Consider the following 24,491-nt stretch of genomic DNA (forward strand, 5'->3'; position numbering starts at 1 on the left):
AAGTACGGTCTGGATACCAGGCTAAGGTCGTCGCAGACTGGGTGGGCGAACAAGCGCCGTGGGCACTGCCGACGGGGTTTCAGGGGCATACCGGCACCCGGCCGTCCAGTGCGCAAAACAGGTTTGCGGATGATCCACCACGACCTGCTGCCGCTCGGCGCCCGGACCCGATGCCAAGGACCGAAAGGACACCTGCATGTCTGGAATCAAGGGCAAAGTGGTGGCGATCACGGGAGCCAGCAGCGGCATCGGTGAGGCGACCGCGCTGCTGCTCGCCGAAGGCGGCGCGCGACTCGTCCTCGGCGCACGCCGGTCCGAACGTCTCGCGGAGCTGGTGGCGCGAATCGAGAAGGCGGGTGGCGCTGCCGTGCAGATCCGCGCCGACGTGACCCGGCCGGAAGACCTGCAGGCCCTGGTCGCGCTGGCCGGGGAGCGGTTCGGCCGACTCGACGTACTCGTCAGCAATGCCGGAGTCGGCACGATCTCGCCTCTCGACGACCTGCGTGTCGACGAGTGGGACCACATGGTCGACGTCAACGTGAAGGGCGTGTTGCACGGGATCGGAGCCGCGCTGCCCGTCTTCCGAGCGCAGGGCACCGGCCACTTCATCACCACTGCCTCGACAGCCGCGTTTCGCATCGTGCCGACCATGGCCGTCTACGCCGGCACCAAGTTCGCGGTACGCGCGATCTGCGAAGGACTGCGCCAGGAAGCCGGCGGCTCCCTGCGGGTGACCACCATCTCACCCGGTGCGACTGCGACCGACTTCGCCGAGGCGTCGACCAACGGCCAGGTCAGAGCAGAGATCAGGAAGATGCGGGACAACATCGCGATCCCGCCCGACGCGATCGCCCGGGCCATCGCTTTCGCGATCGAACAGCCTGCCACGGTCGACGTGAACGAGATCGTCGTCCGGCCCACAGCCCAGAGCTGACCCTCTGGCCTGCCCTTTGATCAAGTCGGCTTGGCGTCACGGAACTGTTCAAGTGTTGCTGATCTGGCAGGTGGTCGTGTCGTTCCCGCTCAGGAGGAGTGTCAGCGCCAGGACGGCCGGTTCGTCGTCGTCCAAGGGTTCGTTCGCCCGCGCGAAATGCCCGCCCGGCTCCGCGATCGGGTCATCGTCGCCGCGGAGGTGATCCACGGTGTACTGGCCGCATGCCCCTGGATCGTGACGGTCCTGACCGCCGACGACCTCTGCTCCAAGACCGCTCTGCGGATCGTCGACGGACTGGTCGAGTGCGGACTGACCCTCAATCAGACCGCTTACGTATAACGTGCGATCTGGCGCTGCACAGCCGGAGAGATCGTGGTCCGGGCGGCGTCCGCCCGACGACGCGCGGACGACGACCGCCCACCTACGGGGCGGAGGTCTTCTACGACCTCGACCCGGACGACGTCCCCAGTTGACCCTAGTTGCCAGCCGATGGCAGGCGTTGACCGCCCAGGACACCTACTCGGACGGGCTCCGGGCCCTGGTGATCGGCCTCACCACCCGGCAACTACACACCGCCGCCAACGCGCCGCCGGGCGGCGGCCCGCCGCGGTCACAACGAGCTGAGGAATCCTCGAACTGCCGAGGCAAAGCCGGCCGGGTCGGTCTCGTGGACGGTGTGTCCCGCCGGAAGTTCAGCCTGGTGAGTGCCGGGGCGTCGTGCTGCCATGCTCTGTGCGTGCCCGGCGCTGAGAACCGGGCTACGGCTGCCGCGGATGAGCAACGCGGGGCAGCTGCTGGCGAGCCAGTCGTCCCAGTGGTCACCGTTGAGCTGTTGCTGGGAGGCGTTCATGTCCTGCGGGTTGAAGGCGAGGCCCCACCCATCGGGGTACTCGCGGAGGGCGTCGACGAGGTAGCCGGCTGAGGGGCCGAGTGCTTCCAGCAGCCCTGTCCGTGTCGGCGCCCGGTGCGGCCAGGACAGGCTGAAGGACAGGTCGTCATCGACCTCGGCGCCGATGTCTTCGATGACCAGAGCGCGGACGAGTCGGGGATGCCGGGCGGCGAGCTGGTAGGCATTGACGCCTCCGAGCGAGTGCCCGAGCACGACAGCATCGCTGATTCCCAGGTCTTCCAGGATGCTCGCCGCGTCCTGGATGTAGCCGTTGCGGGAGAAGTCGGCGGGGCGGTCAGAGTAGCCGTGTCCTCGCTGGTCAAGAGCGATGACGCGCCAGTGGGCGCCCAGTTCCCGGGCCAGGTGCGTGAACGTGCGGCCCTCTCCGAAGTGCCCGTGCAAGGCGAGCAGAGGCTGTCCCGGGCCGCCGAAATCGAGGAAGGACAGGCGACGCCCGGCCACAGACGTGGCTGCGCGCCTCGGCTCGGGCCGGGTCGTCGAAGTCATGTGCGCAGTTTGTCATTGCCGGGATCCCCCTCCGCAGAGAGGGCCGGTTCTGTGAGGGCGGTGCCGTCAGGGCTGCAGCCGCCGTTCGGACTCGGGGGTCTGAAACCGGCAGGACTCGGTCTCGCCCGCGTCCTGCGCAGCATGCTGCCGACGGACGCGGAACTGCGCCAGGACTGGAAGTGTGGCAGGAGCTGTGGGTGCGCGGCCCAGCACGATACGGCGGCCCGGCATCTGGCCGTCGACCTGTACGACCGGCTGCACGCGTGGGTCGCCGGGGCCATTGAGCAGGGAACCGGGGCAGAGGAGTTCACGGACTGCGACGTCACCGCCCTCAGCACCCTGGTGCCGGCCCTGTGCGACGGCCCCGGCATCCGCCCGATGCCCGACGACCCGCGCGTCGACCTGGCGACGGCCCGGTCGACGATCTGGCGGACCATCGCCCCCACGCCCGGCATCGCCCCGACGCCTCAGGAGATCTGACCGGCTACAGATCAGCTCCGGGGTATGCGCGGCCGCCGCCGGGACATGCGGGAGGGGCGTCCGGCCGGGGCCGAGGGGGCCAGCGCGAACGTCACGGCGATGTGCGCGCCTCCCAGCCCGCTGCGGGATACCTGCATCGAGCCGCCCGTAACGGTTGCGGCGCGCTGCGCGATGTCCAGCCCCAGTCCGCTGGAACCGCTGCTGCTCCCGCGGGGCAGGGCGCGGTCCGGTTCGGGTATGCCCGGGCCGCCGTCCTCCACGACCAGCCGCACGGCGTGGACCGTACGTACGACGTGGACGGCGAACGGCGTCCCGGGGGCGGTGTGGCGAAAGACGTTCCCGATGAGCGCGTCCACGACTGCGGCGAGGTCGTCGTCGGAGAGGCTGACGGCCGCGGGTTCCTGGGTCAGGTCCAGGGAGCAGGACCGGTTCTGCTGCTCGGCCAGGACGGACCAGAAGGCAGTGCGCCGACGGACCACCTCGGCCGCCTCGCAGCGGGGACCGGACACCCCTGAGGCGGCGGGGGAGGTGGAAGAGGGATCCGCGGCGAACATGCCCCGGCCCATCGGCCCCACGGCGAGCGGGGTGCGCGCCGCGGCGATGATGGCCTGGAGTTCCGTCTCCAGCTCGCCGACCGCCGCCTCGACCCTCGCCGACTCGGGCGTGCCGAGCATGCGTTCCGACGCCAGGTGCAGGGCGGTGAGCGGGGTGCGCAGCCGATGGGACAGGTCCGCGACGAGTTCGCGTTCCACAGCGAGCAGTTCGGTCATGCGGTAGGCCATCGCGTTGAAGGCGACTCCGGCGTCGCGCAGTTCCGCCGGGCCCATCGGCTCCACCCGGCTGTCCAGGTCCCCCTTGCCGAGTGCGCGCGACGCCTGCGCTAGCCGCTTCGACGATGTGACGACCTTCGCGCCGAGGCGGTCGGCGACCAGCACGGAACCGCCGACCAGTCCTACGGCCAGGAACAGCATGACCGCCCAGGACTCCTTGACCCCGTGGGTCAGTTCCTCCTCGGACACGAAGTTCTCGACGACGGCCACCCGATCGCCTGGGAGCACCACCGGCTGCAGACATATCCAGCCGCCCGGGATCTCCTGGGAGATGGACTCCCGCCCGCGCTGCGCCCGATCGAGCAGGGCCCTGGGGGCCCTGGAGCTGCCGAGGGGGCCGGAACCCGGCAGATGGACGATGAGGCGGTCGGCCGCGTCCAGGCTAGCGGCGGACTCCCGCAGCGCGGCCGGATCCGTGGTCAGGGTCAGGACCGGCGCCAGGGCGGCGGCGCGCTGTTCGGCCGCGGTGACGGCCTGCTCCTTGACCAGCGACATCACCAGGGCGGCGAGCGGTATGAGGAAGGAGAGGGCGACCATGGAGGTCACGGCGAGCGCCACTCCGGCAAGTGAGCGTCTCAACGCGGTGCCACCAGCTTGATGCCGACACCGCGGACGGTCAGCAGGTAGCGCGGGGCCGCCGCGCGTTCGCCCAGCTTGCGCCGCAAGGACGACAGGTGCACGTCGACGGTCTGGTCGTCCACGTACGGCTCGCGCCAGACCTCGTTCAGCAGCCGGCGTTTGGACACGACCTGACCGCGGTGGTGGGCGAGGAACGCCAGCAGGTCGAACTCCCGGCGGGTGAGGCGCAACTCCCGGCCGGCCAGGTGTGCAGTGCGGGCGCCCGGGTCCACCGCCAGTTCGCCCACCAGGACCGGGCGCAGCGGACCGGCCGCGGGGGTGCCCGCCGGACCCGCGGCGGCGGGAAGCTGTCCCGTCCGCCGCAGCACGGCGGTCAGGCGTGCGATGAGCTGTCCCCCGGAGAAGGGCTTGACCAGGTAGTCGTCGGCGCCCGCGTTGAGGAGGTCGATGATCTCGGTCTCTTCGTCCCGGGCGGTGGCCACCAGCACGGGGACGGAGGATATACCCCGGATCATGCGCAGTGCGTCCGCCCCGTCCAGATCTGGCAGGCCCAGGTCGAGCACCACGGCGTCGACGCGCGACTGGGTGACCTCCCGCAGGGCGCCGAACCCGTCTGCCGTGCTGCGGACGGCGTACCCGTGCTCCGCCAGGACCTCGATGAGTGACTGGCGGATGCTGGGGTCGTCTTCCACGACCAGGACGCTCGGCATGGGGACACCTTAGGGGCTCGGCCGGAGGAGCTCGCGGGCGGCGGACCCGGAACCGGTCCGCCGCCACGCCACCGTCTATGAGGCGTCGAAGAAGACGCCGCCGGCACGGTGAAAGTCGGCGGCGGGGCGGTTCGCCGGGGATGTTGCACCCCGGCGCCGTGGCCGGCTCGGTGACGCGAGCATAGGGCGGCGAGGGGCCGGGGGAACCGCCTCGGCCGGATCTTGAGGCTGCCCTAAGGAACAGCTCACCTTCCGCTTCGCCGGATACCGGTCCATGAGGGGCGTGAAGGGACAGAGGGCGGTGGACTCAGAACGACGTTTCGCGGACGCTGGCCTTGGCCGCCGGCTCGACGGTCGCAGTGATGACCGAGCGGTGGCCGTCGTTGGTGAACGTGACCGTGAGGGTGTCGTCCGCGGTCTGCGAGGTGGTGGCACGGAAACCGCGGCTCGGGATCGCGGAGATCAGGCACACGCCCCGACTGCCGTACCGGACCGTGGCCTTACCGCCCTGCGAGGGGACGGTGTACAGGCCCGCTCCGCCGTTCTCGCAGTCCACGGCGGTCTTCGACGCCGCGGTCCGGGGCATCCCGGAGGAGCTCTTGGCCGGGGCAGGAGCTGTCGGGGACGACGGCTGCGCCGACACGGTGGGCGAGGCCGTGGCGGACGAGGACGGCGACGGCGTGCTCGGTGCGGGGCTCGCGCCGGCCTGCCACGCCGGCGGCGTCTCGATGACCACCAGGGCGGACCGGGCCACCGGGGGAGTGTGGCGGGTCGTGCCGACCACGAACTGGACCGTGCCGAGCACGGCGGCCACGCTGGCTGCCGTGCACGACAGCCATATGAGCAGGTAACGCGGAATCCGGGGCACGGCCCCATAGTGAACGACGCGCCGGGCGCCCCGTCATGGAGGGCCGGTGAACACCGACGTCCTCCGAGCCGTGTACGGGCCGGAGGGCGGGGCTGCGTCGGGAGGGGGCCGCGGGGCCGCCTACCTCGGGGTGCCGAAGTCCTGCGTCCACCACGGACCGCCGTCGCCCTTGTGGACACCTATGCCGATCTCCGTGAAGGCGCAATTGAGGATGTTGGCCCGGTGCCCTGGGCTGTTCATCCAGGAGTTCATGACCGCGTCGGCGTCGGCCTGGCCGCGGGCTATGTTCTCGCCGAGCCGGGACCAGCCGTACCCGGCGGCCTCCACCCGGCTGGTCATGGTCGACCCGTCCGGACCGGTGTGGGACATGACGCCGCTGCGGGCCATCGTGTCGCTGTACGTCCGCGCGGCGGCGGTCAGCGCGGAGTCCGTGGCGAGCGGGCCGCATCCGGCCGCGGCCCGTTCTTTGTTGACGAGGGTCAGGACCGCGGATTCGGTGCCGCTGTCGGCGGTGCCGGAACCCCCGGAACCCCCGGAACCCCCGGAGCCGCCGGCCGTGGTCCCGGCAGGCTTGGGCTTCGGCTTGGGCGTGACCTTCTCGGGCTTGGGCGCCTCCGGCTCGGTGGTGGCGCTGCTCTGCGCCGCCGAGGGCGTCGCGGGAGTGGGTGATCCTGTAGCCGAGGCGTCAGGACTGGGGGAGGCGTGAGCAGGAGTCGCCGTAGCCGCCGGGCTGCCGGCGCCGGCGCCCGCCGCCTTCGACACCGCGCCCGCGGCCCCGTCGGCCCGCGCGTCCCGGTGGCCCTTACTGTCGGAGTCGGCCACCGCGACGCCGACCGCCACCGCCGCGGCAGCGGCGGTGACCGACAGAACGATGCGCGTGCGCACTGTCTTCCTCCGCCGCGATTCGACACGGGACGGGACGGGAGTTCGGCTACGGCTCATGCCGGTAACACCTCACAAGGCAGGGAAAACACGGAAGTTCACCTGAGCCTAGGCCCGTGACCAGCGCAGACAGCGCCGTGGAGGCGTTCTTCAGACTCCCTTAAGGAACCCCGCAGGATCACTTCAGGGACAAGCCGGACAATCCCCTAAACGCCTAGAAGGCGGAGTGGGTGAACCAGTGGGTGTGCAGGTCCGGGTCGCCGGACAGCTGGAAGGCGCCGCTCCGGTGGTCGAGGCGGCCGTACAGGAGCAGCAGCAGGTCGGCGGCCGTTCCGCGGACCGTGGCATCGGCCGGGCCGGGCTCGGCCAGCAGGGCGAAGCCGTCGGGGCGCAGGCCGATCAGCCAGTCGCCGTCGCCGTCCGTGCAGGCACCTCGGCGGCCTCGGCTGCGACGGCCGCGCCGTGCTGGGCGGGGGTTCGTCTCTGATGGTGCCGCCCAGGCGTGGCCAACGTCGCCTTCGGCAGGGCCCCATGCGGCACGTATTGCACCCGCCGCGGCAGGTAACCCACATGCGTGTCCGGTGCCCCAAACGGTCATCCGTCCAGGTGATGGTGCGCGTTGCGGGCTCGGAGCGGGGTGCGGGAGGGCATGGGCCGGGCAAGCAAGCCGCTCCTTTCTCCGGGAGGCATCACCCATGACCCGAAAGAGTGTTTTCGCCTGGACGGCGATCGCCGTCGTCCTCGCCGGCTTCGGCACCGGTGCACCGGCCTCTGTGGCCGCCACCCCCGCTCCGGTAGCCGCCCGGGCCCCGCATGACTGCGGGCGTGAACTCGTCTGCTTCTACACCGAACCGAACTACCAGGGTCGGCGATTCGACTACCACGACCCGCAGTGGCACACCTGCCATCTCGTGGAGACCATCCAGCGCGGCTTCGTCGCGGCCACCAGGTCGGTATGGAACAACGACGACCAGGACTGGACGTTCTACGGCAGGGGCGGGGGATGCTGGGGCACCTCTGAGAACTGGAACGTTCAGCCGGGGCAGGGCCAGGCCGATATGCAGGCCTATTACTGGAGGTGATCGGGCCCGTAGCATGCCGACGCCATCACCGCTTCGGCGCTGACGGGGTCTGGCCGTCCGGCCCGGGCGCCCGGTGGATCGGGCTGGTCGGGGTGCCGATGGCCGCGGCGCCGCTGCTGCTCGCCGGTTTCGCCGGGCGCGGCCGCCTGGAGCCCTGGTGCGGGCGCTCGGCCTGGTGACCGGCCGGCCGTGGCTGTACGGGAAGTGGTTCGGCGGGGCCTCGGCGGCTGAGCGGCGGGGCGCCGCTGAGCCGGGACAGTAGGGGAAGGACCGGTTCCAGCAGCCCCGGTCAGACAGGCAACGTGACCTGCACCGTGGGCACCACCTCGATGTTCCGCGCCAAAGTCACCTGCATGCGCAACAACGGAAGCTATACGGCGAATGGCAGCACCAGGGCGTGTCCATGGCGACCTGCTCCCTGAACGGGACGGCCGGCGTATCGGACATCGACTGGCAACGTAGCAACAAGCGATAGCCAGCGGCCGGTGTCGGACGCCGCGTCCGACGACCGGCCATGGAACCTTTGTTAATACTCCAGCCGTAGATCGTGATCTTCATGGCTGGGAGGCTTGGCGATGGTAGTGGCTGTGGCGGGCGCGAGCTTGGTGGCGTCGGCGCCAGGTGAACCAGCGAAGTCGGTGGGCCAGGTCGCGGGCGGGTTCGGTGATCAGGGTGGTGAACGGGCGCTGGATCTCGTTGCAGGTGAGCGGGATCAGTCCGTCGGGGCTGGTCCCGTCGTCGGACTGGGCCTGGTCGCGGCGTTCGAGGGCGGTGGTGACGGCGAGGAAGGCGTGGGCTATCAGGGCCAGGGGACCCAGCGGTGCCAGGAGTCCCAGCGGCGCACTTGGTGCTCGTCCAGCTCCGCCAGTCCCTTCGAGTTCTGGAACGTCTCCTGCACCGTCCAGCGGCTTCCCGCGACCTTGACCAGCGTGGACAGCAGCACCGAACGGGGCGAGTAGCAGCGGTAGTAGGCAAGTTCGCCGGTGGTGCGGTTGCGGCGAATCAGCAGGTGCCGATGACCCGTCGGTTCGCCCGTGGTGACGGCGACCAGTGCCAGTCGTACCAGCGGTGCCCCTTCGCGCCGTATCCGGCGGACAGCTTCTGCCAGGCCGGGCGTGGGATGCGCTTGGCCAGGTGGTCGGCACGCTGAGGGCCGGCCGGGGTGGGGGCGCGGTGGGTGCAGGAGACCGTGAGCACGTAGCCCGACTGTCTTGCCTCCAGGGCGGTGCGCAGGTTCGGGTTGTCGCCGTAGACCTCGTCGCCTGCCGCCCACGCAGCTGACACTCCGGCGTCCAGTGCTCGTTCGATCATCTGCTGGCCTAGGTGCGGCTTGGTCGCGAAGCCGACCGTATCCGGGACGGCGGTTCGCAGCGGTCCGGGTCACTGGTCCAGGACTTGGGCAGGTACAGAGCGCGGTCGATGGCGGCGTGCCCGTGCCGGGAGGTGTAGGTGAGGTACACCGCGACTTGCGCGTTTTCGATCCTGCCCGCGGTGCCGGTGTACTGGCGTTGCACGCCCACAGTGTGGGTGCCCTTCTTCAGGTCGCCGGTCTCGTCGACCAGCACCGCCTGGTCGTCCGCCAGGTGCTCCAGCACGAAGCCGCGCAGGTCGTCACGGACCAGGTCGGCGTCCCACTTTGCCCGCCCCAGCAGGTGTTGCAACCCGTCTGGAGTGGCGTCCCCGACATGCTCGGCGATCGTCCAGCAGTTCTTGCGCGGCAGGTCCGCCAACAGCCCGAGTATCAACTGCCTCACCCGACGCCGAGGCTCGACCCGCGCGAACCGGCCCGCGATCCGATCCATCAGGCCCTCGAACACTTCCTGCCAACGCCGGGTCTACGCTGTGACCTGCGGCCACTGCGTGATCTTCTGTCTTCACACACCGATGATCAGCGGTGGCCGCACCCATCTCCGCGCCGGTGCCCGCCCGCAGGATCACGACGCCGGCATGCCATGGGCTGGGTGATGGTGCCAGGCGAGCCCGCGCTGGGAAGTCATACCGTGCTGCGGAAATCTCGGTGGAGGTGGCCTGAGGACGCCGTTACTGTCGGGCGCTATGCGACTTCTTGTACTTGGCGGCACCTCATTCGTGGGCCGGGCGATCGTTGACGACGCGCTGCGTCAGGGGGTCGAGGTGACCTTGTTCAGCCGGGGCAGAACTGGCACCGACCTGTTCCCGGGCGTGCCCCGGCTGATCGGAGACCGGGACACAGGGGACTACGCGGCACTGCAAGACGGCAGCTGGGACGCTGTCGTGGACGTCAGCGGGTATGTGCCGCGCCATGTCGGTCAGGCGATGGAGGCACTCGGCGACCGGGTCGGCCGGTACCTGTTCATCTCCAGTCAGGCTGTGTATATGCAAACGGGCGTGGGGCCGGGCTCGGACGAGGACACACCCCGCCGCCCGCCGGTGCGCGACACCGAGGAGCTCGACGAGGACACCTACGGGCCGTGCAAGGTGGCCTGCGAGGACGACGTGGTGGCCCGGTATGGCTCACGGGCGACGATCGTGCGGCTGGGGAAGGTCGCGGGGCCGCACGACGTGCAGGACGGGCTCGTGTACTGGGTTCGCCGGGCCGCGCGCGGCGGCCGGGTGGCACTGCCAAGCAGCCCCGAACAGCCAGTTCAGGTGGTCGACTCCCGCGACGTGGCCCGCCTCGTGGTGCAGCTGCTGCTGGACAACAGGCCCGGCGCGTTCCACGCCGTCGGTCCGGCTGAGCCGACCACGATGGCTGAGCTGATCACCACCTGCGCGCGGGTGGCAGGCAGCCAGGTCGAGATCGTTCCTGTGCCTGCAGAAGCAGTGTCGCCGTTCTTTCCGCTGACCCGCCCCGAGTCGATGTGGCCGACCCAGCAACGAAGCTCCGCGCGCGCCCGCGTGGCCGGCATGCCCGCAACCCCGTTGGCGGTGACCGTCGCTGACGTACTGGCGTGGGACCGTCAGCGTGGCGAACCGCCGCTCCGGCACGGACTGTCCCCTACAGAGGAGGCGAAGCTACTCGCCAGAGCCTGACGGTCGCAGGAAATCAGCTGGGCAGGCACCTGTGGGCGCCGCAGAAGCGACTCCACTGCCCGACGGCCGTGGGGGAGCACCCTGTCCCGTCGTGATCACGATCTACGGCTGGAGTATTAAGAAGCAGAACGTCTCAACGCACACGAAGAGCCGTCGAAGGAATGGAAGCCCATGAATCTCAGCGACCAGACCGGCTCAACTGCCTCTCGCGCTGCTCGAAGGCGCTTGATGAAGCTCACCATCGAACTGGCCCCCCGGTGGCCGCACCTAGAGGTTGAAGCAAACCGCGTACGGCGCGCAGGAGCCAGGATGTCTGCGCCGGAGCGGGGGTGCCGTGCAGGAAGTCGAGGAGCTCTCCGAAGGCCTCGGAGTGGAACTCGTCCGACAGATCCAACGCACGGCCCATCACCCGATGATCTGCCCCCCACCACCGGCGGAAGCCCTGAACCGGCGAAGCTGGTCTGCCCTGCCTTGACCCGAAGGTGCTGAACGCGGCCGAGCAGAGCAGAATTTCGAGGAGGAGCTCTCGGGCGACCGCAACTCGCAAAAACGCGCCAGCAACTGACACCCGCCCCCGGCCCCACCGGCATGCTCTCCCTGCAGACGATTGCCTACGACGACCGGGCCGATGCGACAGGGGCCATTCGCGTCCGTTTTCCGTAGGGGGCACGAGGCCTTTCCCGGACGTCACCTCAGAGGTCTTCGGCTACCAGCGCCGCAGCCCGCCGCGGGTCCCCGCCGGCACGGACGAGCAGGGCGTCCGCGTTCCACGTCACCTCGCCCCGGCCGGCGGTGATGAGCAGCAGCGTCAGGTTCGCCTCGAAGCGCGAGGCGTACAGGGCCGTGTCCGCCGCGGGCAGCAGGGCGTAGACCGCGTCCAGTAGCGCGCACGCCGCGGCATCGCGGCCTTCCCGGGCGGCCGGGTCGCAGGTCTGGAGGGCCTCGCCGACACCGGGATCCGCCGGGTCGTACCTCTTCAGCGCGGGCAGTAGCCCAGGATCGCCGAGTACCGCCGCCGCGGTGAACGTCTGTACATACGCGGTCCGCTCCTCGAGCAGCGCCGCGAGCAGCGGAACGGCGCCTGGATCACGGCGCACTGCCAGACCGCGTACGGCTTCCTCGTGCGTCTGTGGATCTTCGTCGCCGACGCGCCGCCACAGGGCCGCCCTGATCTCCGGCCCGTCCACCTGGGTGAGCTGCCCCAGTGCGAAGGTGGCCTGCTCGCGCACGCGCGCCTCGTGGTCGGAGGTCAGCCGGATCAGAGCCGCAGGCACGGGGTCGTCCGCCTGCCCGGACAAGGCCGTGGGCAGCTCGCTCGCCACCTCGGCACGAAGTTCGGGGTCTTTGTGACCGGCTTGAGTGATGAGGGCAGCGAGCTCTTCCGCGTTCATGCCCTCATCGTCCGGCATCCGGTCCGCGTCGGAGCATCGGGTCGGCGGACTCGGCCGGGTTCCCTTTCGGGGCCGCCGCCTGAAGAGATGGAAGGCGAGGAGCCTCACCTCGTTCGGATCTACATCGTGCACCGGCTCGTGCAGAACGGCTGGCTCACCTCGACCACACCCGTGATCGCCCTGCAGATCGACACCTGACGTGGCGGCCAAGTGGTCCCGCAGCAGCCGGTCGAGGACGCTTCGCCGGAGGATGTGGATCCTGTTTACGCGAGGGGCTTCAAGGGGCCATGGTAAAAGGCCAGTTGACCGATAGGAGGTGGTCACGCAGGCATCGGTGCAGGAGAATGGGAGTATGGACGACGACTTCTGTGAAGTGATGTTCCTGCCCGCTTCCCAGTGCGACCACTGTCGAACACTGCGATCGGAGCTCCCCCGGAGGGTGTACATCACCAAAGGCGGGAGCGTCTACCACCGGACGCCCAGCTGTGAAGGAATCAAAGACGGGCAGCGGTACGCTCGCTATAGAGGAGACGAGATCCATGATGTCCAGTCCGTCCCTCGGAGCGAGGTGCAGGCCCAGCGAGGAGCCTGTGAAATCTGTCGTCCTGAGCTGATTCGAAAAGGACATGAGAGCTCGTAACACGCTCGTGAATTCTGCCTTTTGGGGCGTCGCCGGGAGGTGCGGCTGCATGCGAGGGGGGCGAAGGTGTCCTGGAGTTGGGGGCGGCGTTCCCAGCGGACGGTGAGGCGTTTGAAGTGGTGGAGCAGGGCGAAGGTCTGTTCCACCATGTAGCGGAGCGTGCCCATGACCTGATGCTCGGGGCGCCTCTGCGGGAGATGAGCGGCAGGATCCGGCACTTGCGCAGCGCATCGCGGTGTGAGTTGGAGTCGTCGCCCCATGTCTCCGAGCAGGGCCTCGAGACGTCGGCAGGGACGTGCGGGTTGGTCCACGGCGGGTGGGATCGCGTCGACCAGGGTGAGTGTCTGGGTGACGCCGTTGACGTGCGCCGCGGCCGTGATGCCTTTCGGCGGGATGCCGCGTCCGTCGCAGATCAAATGGTGTTTTCTGCCTGTCTTCCGCCGGTCGGCCGACGCGGGGCCGGTGTCGGCGTCCCCTTCTTCGCGCGGATGGAGGAGCCATTCACGCAGGCGCGCGACCAGTCGAGTTCGCCGGCCGCGTTCAGCTCGCTGAGCAGGATGCGGTGCAGCCGGTCGAAGACCCCTGCCTGTTGCCACTCGTCGTGGTCGAGCGAATTCGTGGTGCCGTGATGGCCGCGGTGGGCGGCTTCGGCGGCGATGTGGTGGCCGATCACGTCGGTGCACAGAAAAGAGCGATCCACGACCGGTACCTGCTCGACAAGGCCACCGACCTCGTCGACGAGGCGTGGAGTGGCGGACGCCCGGCCGGAGGCTGACGCCCTGCGCGCAGTGGGTGGCCGAGCGCCAGGCCCCGCACGTAGCCGCCCGAACTCATCCCGCTCCGTTGGCAGGCGCTCCAGCGCATCGAGACTCGCCCGCTGGGCACACCGCTGCGCTCAGACGCCATCGACACCGTCCCAGCCGCCCGGGCTGCCGGGCGGTCCGCGGCAGATGGCGATGACTTGTTCCGCCGCGATTGGCCGACTTCGTCGTGCCGGCGCCACGGTACCGGGCGGGGCGTCAAATGCCGCCGTCGGTGCTGCCCGCGCGGCGGGCGCGGAGGACCTCCAGCGCGACCGGGATGAGGGATACGGCGACGATGACCGCGATGATCGGCAGCAGGTAGTGGTCGACGTTTGGCACGGACGCGCCGAGTGCGTAACCGGCGAGGACCAGTCCGGTGGTCCACAGCAGGCCGCCCAGAACCTGCCAGAGGGCGAACGCGCGGGCCGGGACGTTCAAGATTCCGGCGAGGGGGTTCAGCACGGTCCGCACGATGGGCATGAAGCGCGCCAGGACGATGGCCTTCGCGTACCCGTAGCGATGCAGGATCTCCGCCGCCCGGGCGGCGCCTTCGCCGATCTTGCGGGACTTCGTCCGGGTCAGGAAGGCGGGCCCGGCCTTGCGACCCAGCAGGTAGCCGGTCTGTGCGCCGGCCAGGGCGCCGATGGCAGAGGCGAGGAGGACCCAGGGCAGCGACAGGTGCCCCGGAGAGGCGGCTGAGCCCGTGCACAGAAGTCCGGCGGTGAACAGAAGCGAGTCGCCGGGCAGGAAGAACCCGACGAGCAGGCCGGTCTCGGCGAACAGGATGACCGCGATGCCGATGGTCCCGAACGCGGCGAGCAGGGACTGGGCGTCGAGGAGGTTCACGGCGAGCTGCACCGGCGGTGCTGAGGCGAGGTGTGCAAGGGGCATGGGCGCGGTCCCGTCGATAATGGTGGCGGTGGTGGGGCTCACCGCCGAAGACGAAGAGGTTCCCGGACCCGCCGCCGGCGCGGTTCACCCACCTCGGTGTCTACAAAACAGTAGTCGGTCTACCTCACTGTAGACGATCTAGTGGGAGGCAGGTTTTCCATGACGGGCAGCGCGAGCGAACGTCGGCCGGCGGGCGAGCTGGAGGCCAGCGTTTTGGCGGCCTTGTGGGCGGCGGGAAGGCCGCAGTCCGCGGCGCAGGTCAGAGCCGCGATACCGCAACCTCTGGCCCGGACCACGGTGGCGACGTTGCTCGCCCGGTTGCACGAGAAGGGTGTCATCGACCGGAGGCCGGGCGGGCGGAGCTTCGTGTACTTCCCGGTCGCCGATGCCCACGGCCTCGCCGCTCGCCGGATGCACCGTGAGCTCGACCAGGACGGCGACCGCAGCGTCGTCCTGGCCCGGTTCGTCGAGGGGCTCAGCGTCGACGACGAGGCAGAGCTCAGGCGGCTCCTGGAGGGAGGCGGTCAATGATCGCCCTGCTGCTGGTCCCCCTCCTCCTGCCCTGGATCCTGCCGCCGCTGGCCCGGCGCGCCGCGGGCCGGGTGAGGCCCGCGGCTGCCCTGTGGGCGATCACCGCCGCCGCCGGGGTGCTCGCCGTCGGGGTCGTGGCGTGCCTGGGAGTGCTGCTGCTGCCGTTCGCCCTGACGATCCCGCCCGTGGCCGCGCTCGTGCACCTGACCCAGCCGCTCCGTGCCGGACCGGCGGACGTGACGCTGGGCGTCTCCGCCCTGGCAGCCGGGATCCTCGGGGCCACCGGCGTCATCGTGGTCCGGCGTGGCCTCTGCGAGGTGAGGCGCCTGCGCATTGCCCATGGCGCCGTCGCCCACCTCCCGCACGTCGCAGGGGTGTGCGTATTGGACGACCCCCGCCCGGATGCCTATGCGCTGCCCGGTCTGGCGGGCCCGGGCCGGGTCGTGGTGACCAGCGGCATGCTGCGCTCCCTGGACCCCCGCGAGGGTGAGGTTCTGCTGGCCCATGAACGCGCGCACCTCGCCGCGCGCCATCATCTCTTCCTTGCCGTTGCCCAGCTGGCCGGCTGGTGCCACCCTGCGCTGGCCGCCGTGGTCCCCCAGGTGTCTTATGCCGCTGAGCGGGTGGCGGACGAATCAGCCGCTCGCGCCACCGGCAGCCGCACCCTCGCCGCGCACGCCGTGGGGCGCGCAGCGCTGGCCACTACCCACGGTGCCGGTCGACCCGGGCGGTCCGTGCTCGTGGCGGGCGCGGTCACCGGACCCGTCCCGGCCCGGGTGCGGGCCCTGCTGGGCCAGGCACCCGTCAGGCGCATCGCACCCGCCGTGCTTGCCATGGCTCTGCTGTGTACGGCGGCGGGCGCCTCCTCCGTGGCCGGGGCCGTCTGGTTGCACCGGGGGGTCGAGATCGCCCAGGGCGAGTGTCCTTCCGGCTGAGCTGGGGGACTCCTCCCGGTGGTCTTTCCGCCCCGTGATTGCGGTGACCCATTACTAAGGGCAGGCTTTCCTTACTGTCTACTTTTGAGTAGACTCCGCGGCGGCCGGGCATGATGCCCTGCTGCCTGCGTCCCCTGCGCGAAATGAGGCCCCATGTCCGCGAGCCATCGCCGCCTGCTGCTCGGCGTGAGCAGCGTCGTTGCGGCCGTCGTCTCACTGCCGGGGTGTGCGCAGAAGCCCGCGGGCGGGCATGAAGCGATCAAGGTGACGGCCTCGGACTCGGCTTGCGACGTCTCCAAGGCCGAGTTCCCCGCCGGACATCTCACCCTGGACGTGGAGAACACGGGCTCCAAAGTCACCGAGGTGTACGTCCTGTTCCCGGACGACCGGATCGCGGCGGAACGCGAGAACATCGGCCCCGGTACCAAGGCCACCATCACCGCCGAAGTCAAGGCGGGCGCCTACCAGATCGCCTGCAAGCCCGGTATGAAGGGCGACGGCATCCGCCGGAACGTCACCGCCACCGGACAGAACGCGGCCACCAAGCGGAGCCCCGAGGCGGACGGCGCGCTCGCCGCCTACCGCTCCTACGTCCTCGAACAGGCACAGGAAACCCTCCCGCGGGCCCGGGCCTTCGCCGACGCCGTCAAAGCCGGCGACCTCGAAGGAGCGAAGAAGCTCTACGCCCCCTCGCGCATCGGTTGGGAGCGCACCGAGCCGGTCGCCGAGTCCTTCGGCGACATCGACCCCAAGGTCGATGTCCGCGAGGACGGCCTGGAGGCGGGCCAGGACCCGGCGCAGGACTGGATCGGCTGGCACCGCCTGGAGAAGGCGCTGTGGCGGGACGGCAAGATCGGCGACCGGGAGAAGGAACTGGCTGATCAGCTCATGACCGACCTGAACGACTGGGTGAAAAGGGTCGGCACCGCCGAAATCACCCCCACCTCCATGGCCAACGGCGCCAAGGAACTCCTCGACGAGGTTTCCCGCAACAAGATCACCGGCGAGGAGGACCGCTACTCCCACACCGACCTGGCGGACTTCAAGGGCAACCTCGAAGGTGCCCAGAAGGCGTATGAGCTCCTCAAGCCCGCCGCCGCGAAGAACGCCCCCCGACTCGTCAACGATCTCGACGGGCAGTTCGCGTCTCTCACCACGCTGTTGGACAAGTACCGCTACGGCGCGAGTGGGTATCAGTACGCCTCCTACGACACCGTCGCCGAGCCGCAGCGCAAGGAACTCTCCGACGCGGTGAACGCACTCGCCGAACCCCTGTCCAAGCTCGCCGCCGCCGTCGTCAAGTAGTCCGGAAGGACACAGCCACCCATGTTCGGCAACTACCTGATCGGACTGCGCGAAGGTCTCGAAGCGAGCCTCGTCGTCTGCATCCTCGTCGCCTACCTCGTCAAGACCGGCAACCGCCGCCGGCTTCTGCCCCTGTGGGCCGGCGTCGGCACCGCCGTCGCCCTCAGCCTCGCCTTCGGCGCCCTCCTGCAGTTCGGCTCCTCCAGCCTCACGTTCCAGGCCAAGGAAGCCCTCGGCGGCACCCTGTCCGTGCTCTCCGTCGCCCTGGTCACGTGGATGGTGTTCTGGATGCGGCGCACCGCCCGCCACCTGAAGAGCGAACTCCAGGACAAGCTCGATGCCGCACTCGCCGTCGGCACCGGTGCCCTCGTTGTGACATCCTTCTTCGCCGTCGGCCGCGAGGGCCTGGAAACCTCCCTGTTCATCTGGACCGCGGTCCAGGCCACCGGTGACGGCGTCCGCCCCCTCGTCGGGGCCCTCCTCGGGCTCGCCACCTCCGTCGTGCTGGGCTGGCTCTTCTACAAGGGCGCCCTGCGCATCAACCTGGCCAAGTTCTTCCGCTGGACCGGCGCCATGCTCGTCGTGGTCGCCGCCGGCGTCCTCGCCTACGGGATCCACGATCTCCAGGAAGCCGACATCCTGCCCGGCCTTCACAGCCTGGCCTTCGACATCAGCACCACCGTCCCGCCGGACTCCTGGTACGGCACCCTCCTCAAGGGCGTCTTCAACTTCCAGCCCGACCCCACCGTGCTCCAGGTGAGCGTGTGGGGCCTCTACCTGGTTCCGGTCATGGCCTTCTTCCTTACTCCAGAACGGTCCCCGTCCGTCCCCCGGGCGCAGGCCGCCGGGGTGCCGGCAGGAGAATAGGAGCAGCTACGGCGGGGCAGAGGGCTGCCGGCTGGCCGAACGGAGCGGGCGGGGGAGCGGCCGGGCGCGCGCGAGCGTCGAGCGCACCTTCAACGATGCCTTGGGCGGCATGCCGCGCGAACGGGCCGACGCCCGCGGCCGCATCTTGTGGGCCAGGTCGGTGGCCGCCACCACGGAGAGGCAGTGCAGGGCCCTCTGTCGCGCCCGTTCCCTGGGAACGCCGGCCAGCACGAGGGGTAGCGCGGCGTTCTCCGCCACGTTCAGCGCGGGGACCAGGGTGAGGCCCTGGCCCACGACGCCGACCTGTCCGTGTGCCGGTACCCGGGGCAATCCCGGCCAGCTGATCTCTCCGGCCGTGGGTTGTTCGACGTCTGCCATCAGGTGCAGCAGGGTGGACTTACCTGAGCCCGAAGGGCCCGTGATGGCAATCCGGTCACCCACGTGGACCTGGCAGGTCGCGCTGTTCACGGCGACCACGGCAGCCGGTCCGTGGCCGTAGGTGCGGGCTGCGTCCTGGCAGCGCAGGAGCAGGGTGTCCGCGGTGGTCACGGCAGGACCTCTCCACGGCCCGGCCGGTCGACCCGGCGGTCGGACCTGCAGACTTGGGGGGCATCGACGGCGAGGACGGCTCGCCGCTCCGCGGAGGGCGCGCGGGCCGGGGCGGGGGTGCGTCGCATGATCATGGCGCCTTTCGGGAGGCGGAACGGAACCGCGGGTCTCCTCCGACGCTGGGCAGTGGCCGGTTAGCGCCCTGCCCGCTCATGGTGAGAGGACGGTAAAGCCCCGGCTCCGCACCGCCCGGTGCCCCGGAATCCCGGTGCAGGCCTGCGTGCGGGCCCGGTCAGCCGGGGTCCGCTTCGAGGCGGTATCCGTAGCCGCGCAGGGTGGATACGCTCGGCGGTTCCACGGGCGGTCCGGCCTCTCGGGCCGCCGCTTGGAGACGGCGGCGCAGCGAGGCGAGGGTGACGTCCAGCGTCTTCGTCGGACCGAACCAGTTCTCGTCCCACACCCGTGCCATGAGGTCCTCGCGCGACACGGCGGTCCCCGAGTGCTGCGCCAGCACCGCGAGCAGGTCGAACTCCTTGGGGCGCAGCGGGACCTCGACGTGGCCGAGCGTGCACCGGCGGGCCCGCGTGTCCAGGAGGAGGCTGCCGATCCGGTACGTCGTCTCCCGGTCGTCCTGACCGGCGGGGAGCCGGCGCAGGTGGGCGCGGAGCCGGGCCAGCAGCACGGACAGGGTGAAGGGCTTGACGAGGTAGTCGTCGGCTCCCGCGTCGAGACCGGCGATGACGTCGATCTCGTCGGTGCGGGCGGTCAGGATGACGAGCAGCAGCTCCGGGTACCGGCTGCGGAGCTCGCGGGCGATGTCGATGCCGTCGGCGTCCGGCAGTCCGAGGTCGAGCAGGACGACGTCCGGGGGTGCGGCGTGGGCGGCGGTGAGGCCGCCGTTGCCGGTGCGGCACCAGGTGGTGGCGTACCCCTGGGCCCGCAGTCCGGTCTCGAGATGCCGTCCGATGGTGTGGTCGTCCTCGATGACGAGGAGGACGGGGGCGGAGCTGCGGTCCTGGCGCGCGGGCATGGTCAGCAGCGTAGGCGTACGCCTCACAGTTCGCGCAGTTCCTCGACGGGCGGGCGGGTGGAGCGCCGGGCGGCGTTCACGGCGGCGACGGCGAGGGCCGTGACGGTGGCGGCGGCGGTGAGGACGAGGTAGTTCCACGGGACGGCCGCGCCGGCCGGGGGCGGGTCGAAGACACCGGTGAGGACCTTTACCAGCATCCCGGACAGGGCCCAGCCGACGAGGGCGCCCCCGGCGAACGCCGCGGCCGTCAGCGCGGCCGCTTCCGCCAGGACGAGCCCGCGGAGCTGGCGACGGGTGGCTCCGAGGACGGTGGTGATCGCGAAGGTGCGCCGCCGTTCCGCCAGGTCCAGGGCGAGGACGATGCCGCCGGACGCCGCGGCCAGCACGACGGCGAAGCCGAGTTCGATCCGGGTGAGCCCGGCCAGGTCTACGGCGGTGAGGCTGGAGCCGACGGTGGAGCGGGTCTGCGCGAGGTCCGTCACCGAGGCGGTGGTCCCGAGCAGGTGGCGCAACCCGGCCGCGACCTCGTGCCGGCGGGCGCCACCGGTGTCCAGGAGGAAGGCGCCCACGGCGTCGTCGCCCGTACTGCGTGCCACGTAGTCGGCGTTGGCGACGAGGAAGCTGTCCTTGGGGGCGGTGGGGAACTCCTTGACGACGCCGGCGTAGTGGAAGGGCACCGTGCGCAAGGCATGGGTGCGGCCGTCCTGGAGACGCAGGTTGACCGTGTCGCCCGGAGTGAGACGGAAGTCCTTGACGGTCTCCTCGCTGACCAGGAGGGCGTCGGGGCGGGCGGCGAGGCGGGTCATCAGGGCGCGGGCGGTGCCGCCGGCGAAGTAGGAGTCCTGGAGGGAGGTGGCGGAGGCGATGGTGGCGGGCCGGACGCCGTACAGGTCCTGGAGGTCGGCGCCGACGTACGCGAAGCGGTGCTGGAGCGGTTCCACGTGCCGCACGCCCGCCACCTTCAGGGCGGAGGCGGCACCGGGACCGACGTGGGCGCCGGGAGACTGGGTGACGGTGACGTCGGAGCCGTTGGTCAGACGGGCGTCCACCTCGGCCTGCTGGCGGTAGGTGGCGTTGAAGACGGCGGTGGAGGTGGCGAAGGACAGGGCGAGTGCGACCAGGACCACCGCGCGGGCCAGCGGCCGCCGTCTGCGGGACATGCTCGCCGCTGTCGTCGCGGCGAGCGTACCGGTGAGCGGGCGGGCGAGGGCGGCCAGGGGCCGCCTGCCGTGCGCCAGGAACAGGTATGCCAGGCGCCACACCAGGAGCGCACCGCCGAGCCACAGCAGCGCGGGCCCCAGGAAGGCCCAGTAGGACACCGAGATGCTCGGCACGCCCTCCGGGGCCAGCACGAGGGCGTACTGATTGCCGCTTGCCGCCTTGAACACCAGCAGGGAGACGGCGAGGAGGACGAAGTCCAGACCGAAGCGCATCCACCGGGGGGCCCGGGCCCGGCCCACCTCGCGCCGGGCCCGGGCGACCGTGCCGGTGCGCAGATCGGTCAGGGCCGGCCACAGCACCGCCGCGCCGGCCACGGCGAGCCCCAGGAGCAGCGCGACGGCGGACCAGGCCAGGGTGGAGGCGGTGCTCGCGCCGAAGGAGGCGGTGCCGAAGGCGGCCCGGCCGACCGCCGCGGCGACACCCACTCCGCCCATGCCTCCCGCCACGCCCACCACCGCGGCTTCCGCGACGGCCAGGGAGGCCACCTGACGGGGCCGCAGTCCGCGCGTCCGCAAAAGGGCTTGTTCCCGGCGTCTGCGGTCGGTGCCCGCACCTGCCACGGCGGCGGTGAGCAGAGCGGCGAGGACGGCGCCGGGGACGCCGAGGAAGAGGAAGAGGATTTGGGCGTAGAGGGCGTCCTTGCGGGCGGCGTCGAGCGCGGCGCCGAGGTTGTCCCCGACGACGACGCCGCCGGAGGTGCGGGCCTCCAGGTTGCGGGCGGCGGCGGTGACGGCGGTGTAGGCGGCTGCGGGGTCGGCGGGCAGGGACGCGTCGCGGGCGATGTGGATCTGGGTGGTGACGGCGGCCGGGTCGACGGCCGCGACGGGTGCGGTCAGGCGGGCGAAGAGCGCCTCGGGCAGGAGCACGACGTTGTCGGGCGGGGCGGCCGGCTGGGACTGGGGCGGGGCGCCGACCTTCTGGAACAGCGAGTCCGCCTGCGGGAGGTCCACGACCCCCGCGACGGTGACGTGTGCGGGTCCGGTGCCGGGCAGGCCGATGGTGACGGTGTCGCCCGGGGCGACCTGCAGATTGGCGGCGGTCTGCTGGGCGAGGAGCACCCCGGTGGCGGAGCCGGTGAGCGGCCGGACAACGCCCGGGAAGGTCTGCCGGTAGGTGGCGGGGAGTCCGAGCACGACGCCCGGTCCGGTGCTTTGGGTGCTGCCCGCCCCGGTGGCCTGGAAGCCGGTGCTGTGGGCGAAGCCGACGGGCTCGGCGCCGCGTACGCCGTCGGCGGCCCGGACGGCGGTCAGGACGGCGGCCGGGTCGGCGCCCGGCTGGACTTGCGCCTGCCAGGCCACGGCCACGGAACGTACGGCGCGGGCCGTCATCGTGGACTTCGAGGCGGTCAGGAACGAGCCCAGGGCGGCGACGAGGGCGACGGCCAGGGCGATGCCCGCCGCGGTGGCCGCCAGGCGTCCGGTGCGGTGGCGCAGGAGTCCCGAGACCCACCCGACGATCATGAGCCTGCTTCTTCCCGGACGCCCGTGGTCACGCCGGTGTGCGGGCCGGTGCCGGTCCACAGGCGGCCGTCGTGCATGGTCCAGCGCTCCGCCAGCCGACGGGCCACGGTGGGGTCGTGGGTGGTGACGACGAGCCCCGCACCGAGGGTGTCCGCGGCGGCGAGCAGCACGGCGACGACGTGCCGGCCGGTCGCCCGGTCGAGCTGACCGGTGGGTTCGTCGGCGAGGATCAGACGAGGTTCCGAGGCCAGTACCCGGGCGACGGCTACCCGCTGTGCCTGGCCGCCCGACAGTTCCTCGGGCAGCCTCTCCGCCAGGTCGGCGGCGGTGACGAGGGCGAGGCAGTCCAGGGCGCGCCGTCGGGAGACCCCCTGTGCGCGGCCGGCGAGAACGAGGGGGAGAGCGGTGTTCTCCACGACGTTCAGTGCGGGGATCAGGCTGGGCCCCTGGAAGACGACCCCCACCTCGTCGGGTACGGGGCCGCGGGCAAGGCCCGGCCAGGTGACGTGACCTGCGGTGGGATGCTCGAGGGCCGCCATCAGGTGTAGCAGGGTGGACTTGCCGGATCCGGACGGTCCGGTGATCGCGATGCGGTCGCCCCTGCGGACCTCGCAGGTGACGCCGTGGACCGCGACCACGGCCGCGGCCCCCGTCCCGTAGGTGCGGGCCGCGCCCCGGCAGCGTACGAGGACCTCGTCGGGGGCGGTCACGGCCGGACCCTCCCGTCGCGCAGGTGGACGACCCGGTCTGCGATCTTGACCGCTTGCGTGCTGTGCGTGACGAAGAGGACGCCGGCCCCCGCGCGGGCCCGCTCTCGCAGCAGACCGAGGATCCGCTGCTCGGCGGCCCCGTCGAGCTCTCCGGTGGGCTCGTCGGCCAGCAACACCTCCGGGTCGTTGGCCAGGGCCACGGCCAGCCCCGCACGGGCGAGTTCACCGCCCGCGAGTTCGCCGGGCAGGGCGCGGGCGCGGCCGCCCAGCCCGACCCGATCGAGGAGTTCCGCCGTGCCGGGCCGTGCGGGGCCGCGGGCGCCGGGACGGGCCTTGGTGCGGGTGGCGGCGGTGCGGGCGAGCCGGATGTTGGCGCCGATGTCGAGGTGGGCGAGGAGGTTCCCGGACTGGAGCAGGATCCCGATGTGACGGGCGCGCAGGCGGGCCCGCTCCGCCTCGGGACGGTGGCTGAGGCGCTCACCGCCCACGTGGACGACGCCGCCGTCGGGTTCGTCGAGTCCGGCCAGGCAGGTGAGAAGGGTGGACTTGCCCGATCCGGACGGTCCGATGACGGCGACGCTCTCACCGCGTCGCAGCCGCAGGGCGACACCGCGCAGGGCGAGGGTCTCCTCGTCGCCCGACCGGTAGAAGCGGTAGAGGTCGCGGGCGGTGAGCAGATCGGGGGCGGCTTCGGCCGAGGCCGTCATGACCACCTCAAGGAGTCGGTGACGGTCCGCCAGGGGTCCACATTGTCGGCCCCGACCGGGCCGGAGAGGGTGAGTTCGGTCTGGCGTCCGGCGTGGAAGAAGACGTACCGCTCGAAGGAGTCGCGTACCACCTTGCCGGTCACGGGGTCAGCGGGAGCGTTGCCCTGATACGTGATCAGGACGGCCTGCCCCGCAGGCCGGGACGCCGTGGAGACCTGGCCCGCAGCGAAACCGGGCACGTGCCTGCGCAGCACCGGCAGGACGGAGGCGTGCACGGATTGCGGGGTGGGCGCCGTGGTGGCGGGGGAGGCGAGGATCTCGATCCGGTTGAGCTTGTCCGTGAAGCTGACCCCGCCGTCGGGCGCGTCCGTACGGGACCACCCTTCGGGAACCTTCACGGTGAAGCCGCCCCGGTCTGAGTGGTAGGCGACGAATGCCTGGTTGTCGGGGATGTCGCCGGCCGGGTTCGACTCGGCCGGCGCGGGCGCGGTGGCCGAGACGGCCGGCCGGGGAGCGGCGGTGTCGGAGGATTTGCCGCATCCAGCCAGGGCGGCGCCGACCACCACGAGGGAGATCAGGGGGAAGGGGAGGGCATAGGTGAGGCGCATGGTCCTCGTGCTCCTTCGCAGGAGGGCTGACTGCTCTGTCCACGACACTAGGCAGAGGCCGGTTAGCTCC

At 71.1% G+C, this 24,491-nt stretch carries 24 protein-coding genes and 1 pseudogene; 10 read left to right on the forward strand and 15 right to left on the reverse strand.

All coding sequences use genetic code 11. The features are described from left to right. The first annotated feature begins 196 nt into the window (after nt 1–196). Both ACWGH1_RS25750 and ACWGH1_RS25755 read left to right on the forward strand, forming a co-directional pair. Nucleotides 197–934, forward strand: coding sequence for an SDR family oxidoreductase (locus ACWGH1_RS25750; protein ID WP_453352962.1), 738 nt, complete (start codon nt 197–199; stop codon nt 932–934). A gap of 156 nt (nt 935–1,090) precedes the next feature. After that, nucleotides 1,091–1,273 carry a hypothetical protein gene (locus tag ACWGH1_RS25755; protein ID WP_453352961.1) on the forward strand — a complete coding sequence of 61 codons (183 nt, stop codon included), beginning with the start codon at nt 1,091–1,093 and terminating at the stop codon, nt 1,271–1,273. A gap of 271 nt (nt 1,274–1,544) precedes the next feature. Here ACWGH1_RS25755 and ACWGH1_RS25760 read toward each other — a convergent pair whose 3' ends face one another. Next, nucleotides 1,545–2,330 carry an alpha/beta fold hydrolase gene (locus ACWGH1_RS25760; RefSeq protein ID WP_453352960.1) on the reverse strand — a complete coding sequence of 262 codons (786 nt, stop codon included), beginning with the start codon at nt 2,328–2,330 and terminating at the stop codon, nt 1,545–1,547. A gap of 60 nt (nt 2,331–2,390) precedes the next feature. Here ACWGH1_RS25760 and ACWGH1_RS25765 point away from each other — a divergent pair, with 60 nt between their 5' ends. Then, nucleotides 2,391–2,810, forward strand: a complete 420-nt coding sequence (locus tag ACWGH1_RS25765; protein ID WP_453352959.1) for a TetR family transcriptional regulator C-terminal domain-containing protein — start codon at nt 2,391–2,393, stop codon at nt 2,808–2,810. 11 nt (nt 2,811–2,821) lie between these two features. Here the strand turns inward: ACWGH1_RS25765 and ACWGH1_RS25770 are convergent, their stop codons facing one another. The 4 genes from ACWGH1_RS25770 to ACWGH1_RS25785 form a co-directional block, all read right to left on the reverse strand. Further along, nucleotides 2,822–4,219: an ATP-binding protein gene (locus tag ACWGH1_RS25770; RefSeq protein ID WP_453352958.1), complete on the reverse strand. Its 1,398-nt coding sequence runs from the start codon at nt 4,217–4,219 to the stop codon at nt 2,822–2,824. Next, the gene (locus ACWGH1_RS25775; RefSeq protein ID WP_453352957.1) at nt 4,216–4,929 is read right to left on the reverse strand and encodes a response regulator transcription factor; all 714 of its coding nucleotides are present in this window, start codon (nt 4,927–4,929) and stop codon (nt 4,216–4,218) included. The genes ACWGH1_RS25770 and ACWGH1_RS25775 overlap by 4 nt, the downstream gene beginning before the upstream one ends. A gap of 307 nt (nt 4,930–5,236) precedes the next feature. Beyond that, a complete protein-coding gene (locus ACWGH1_RS25780) occupies nt 5,237–5,797 on the reverse strand; it encodes a hypothetical protein (RefSeq protein ID WP_453409028.1) in 561 nt (186 codons plus the stop codon). Between the two features lie 120 nt (nt 5,798–5,917). Continuing rightward, entirely contained in the window at nt 5,918–6,682 is a 765-nt protein-coding gene (locus ACWGH1_RS25785) for a CAP domain-containing protein (RefSeq protein WP_453409029.1), read from the reverse strand. Between the two features lie 223 nt (nt 6,683–6,905). Between ACWGH1_RS25785 and ACWGH1_RS25790 the strand changes: the two genes are divergently transcribed. Both ACWGH1_RS25790 and ACWGH1_RS25795 read left to right on the forward strand, forming a co-directional pair. Continuing rightward, nucleotides 6,906–7,166, forward strand: coding sequence for a hypothetical protein (locus tag ACWGH1_RS25790; RefSeq protein ID WP_453354489.1), 261 nt, complete (start codon nt 6,906–6,908; stop codon nt 7,164–7,166). A gap of 208 nt (nt 7,167–7,374) precedes the next feature. After that, nucleotides 7,375–7,761 carry a peptidase inhibitor family I36 protein gene (locus ACWGH1_RS25795; protein ID WP_453354488.1) on the forward strand — a complete coding sequence of 129 codons (387 nt, stop codon included), beginning with the start codon at nt 7,375–7,377 and terminating at the stop codon, nt 7,759–7,761. A 554-nt stretch (nt 7,762–8,315) separates the two neighbouring features. On the opposite strand, the pseudogene ACWGH1_RS25800 reads toward ACWGH1_RS25795, so the two are convergent. Further along, nucleotides 8,316–9,563: pseudogene (locus ACWGH1_RS25800) on the reverse strand (IS701 family transposase). Nucleotides 9,564–9,816: 253 nt separating this feature from the next. Here ACWGH1_RS25800 and ACWGH1_RS25805 point away from each other — a divergent pair. After that, nucleotides 9,817–10,773 (forward strand): NAD-dependent epimerase/dehydratase family protein, encoded by a 957-nt coding sequence (locus ACWGH1_RS25805; RefSeq protein WP_453409030.1) that lies wholly within the window; start codon nt 9,817–9,819, stop codon nt 10,771–10,773. 692 nt (nt 10,774–11,465) lie between these two features. Here ACWGH1_RS25805 and ACWGH1_RS25810 read toward each other — a convergent pair. The 3 genes from ACWGH1_RS25810 to ACWGH1_RS25820 form a co-directional block, all read right to left on the reverse strand. After that, a complete protein-coding gene (locus tag ACWGH1_RS25810; protein WP_453354486.1) occupies nt 11,466–12,164 on the reverse strand; it encodes a HEAT repeat domain-containing protein in 699 nt (232 codons plus the stop codon). 1,052 nt (nt 12,165–13,216) lie between these two features. Further along, on the reverse strand, nt 13,217–13,477 hold the full coding sequence (locus ACWGH1_RS25815) for a hypothetical protein (RefSeq protein WP_453354485.1): 261 nt from the start codon (nt 13,475–13,477) through the stop codon (nt 13,217–13,219). A 346-nt stretch (nt 13,478–13,823) separates the two neighbouring features. After that, nucleotides 13,824–14,498, reverse strand: a complete 675-nt coding sequence (locus tag ACWGH1_RS25820; RefSeq protein WP_361319525.1) for a DedA family protein — start codon at nt 14,496–14,498, stop codon at nt 13,824–13,826. A gap of 159 nt (nt 14,499–14,657) precedes the next feature. Here ACWGH1_RS25820 and ACWGH1_RS25825 point away from each other — a divergent pair, with 159 nt between their 5' ends. The 4 genes from ACWGH1_RS25825 (at nt 14,658) to efeU (ending at nt 18,136) form a co-directional block, all read left to right on the forward strand. Further along, entirely contained in the window at nt 14,658–15,029 is a 372-nt protein-coding gene (locus ACWGH1_RS25825; RefSeq protein ID WP_453354484.1) for a BlaI/MecI/CopY family transcriptional regulator, read from the forward strand. Next, entirely contained in the window at nt 15,026–15,964 is a 939-nt protein-coding gene (locus tag ACWGH1_RS25830; protein ID WP_453409031.1) for a M56 family metallopeptidase, read from the forward strand. Before ACWGH1_RS25825 ends, ACWGH1_RS25830 begins: the two co-directional genes overlap by 4 nt. 153 nt (nt 15,965–16,117) lie before the next feature. Then, nucleotides 16,118–17,269, forward strand: a complete 1,152-nt coding sequence (efeO, locus tag ACWGH1_RS25835; protein ID WP_453355491.1) for an iron uptake system protein EfeO — start codon at nt 16,118–16,120, stop codon at nt 17,267–17,269. Nucleotides 17,270–17,290: 21 nt separating this feature from the next. Further along, nucleotides 17,291–18,136, forward strand: coding sequence for an iron uptake transporter permease EfeU (efeU, locus tag ACWGH1_RS25840; RefSeq protein ID WP_453355490.1), 846 nt, complete (start codon nt 17,291–17,293; stop codon nt 18,134–18,136). 6 nt (nt 18,137–18,142) lie between these two features. On the opposite strand, the gene ACWGH1_RS25845 is transcribed toward efeU, so the two are convergent. The 6 genes from ACWGH1_RS25845 to ACWGH1_RS25870 form a co-directional block, all read right to left on the reverse strand. Continuing rightward, nucleotides 18,143–18,685, reverse strand: coding sequence for an ATP-binding cassette domain-containing protein (locus ACWGH1_RS25845; RefSeq protein ID WP_453355489.1), 543 nt, complete (start codon nt 18,683–18,685; stop codon nt 18,143–18,145). A gap of 292 nt (nt 18,686–18,977) precedes the next feature. Next, nucleotides 18,978–19,715 carry a response regulator transcription factor gene (locus tag ACWGH1_RS25850; RefSeq protein WP_361319577.1) on the reverse strand — a complete coding sequence of 246 codons (738 nt, stop codon included), beginning with the start codon at nt 19,713–19,715 and terminating at the stop codon, nt 18,978–18,980. Between the two features lie 23 nt (nt 19,716–19,738). Then, nucleotides 19,739–22,396, reverse strand: coding sequence for an FtsX-like permease family protein (locus tag ACWGH1_RS25855; protein ID WP_453409032.1), 2,658 nt, complete (start codon nt 22,394–22,396; stop codon nt 19,739–19,741). Next, nucleotides 22,393–23,106: an ABC transporter ATP-binding protein gene (locus ACWGH1_RS25860; protein WP_453354741.1), complete on the reverse strand. Its 714-nt coding sequence runs from the start codon at nt 23,104–23,106 to the stop codon at nt 22,393–22,395. The genes ACWGH1_RS25855 and ACWGH1_RS25860 overlap by 4 nt, the downstream gene beginning before the upstream one ends. Next, the gene (locus ACWGH1_RS25865; protein ID WP_453354742.1) at nt 23,103–23,813 is read right to left on the reverse strand and encodes an ABC transporter ATP-binding protein; all 711 of its coding nucleotides are present in this window, start codon (nt 23,811–23,813) and stop codon (nt 23,103–23,105) included. Before ACWGH1_RS25865 ends, ACWGH1_RS25860 begins: the two co-directional genes overlap by 4 nt. Next, complete coding sequence (locus tag ACWGH1_RS25870; RefSeq protein ID WP_453354743.1) at nt 23,810–24,421, reverse strand: hypothetical protein; 612 nt, start codon at nt 24,419–24,421, stop codon at nt 23,810–23,812. Before ACWGH1_RS25870 ends, ACWGH1_RS25865 begins: the two co-directional genes overlap by 4 nt. Nucleotides 24,422–24,491: the final 70 nt, after the last annotated feature.

The organism is Streptomyces sp. NPDC054883 (assembly GCF_053610645.1).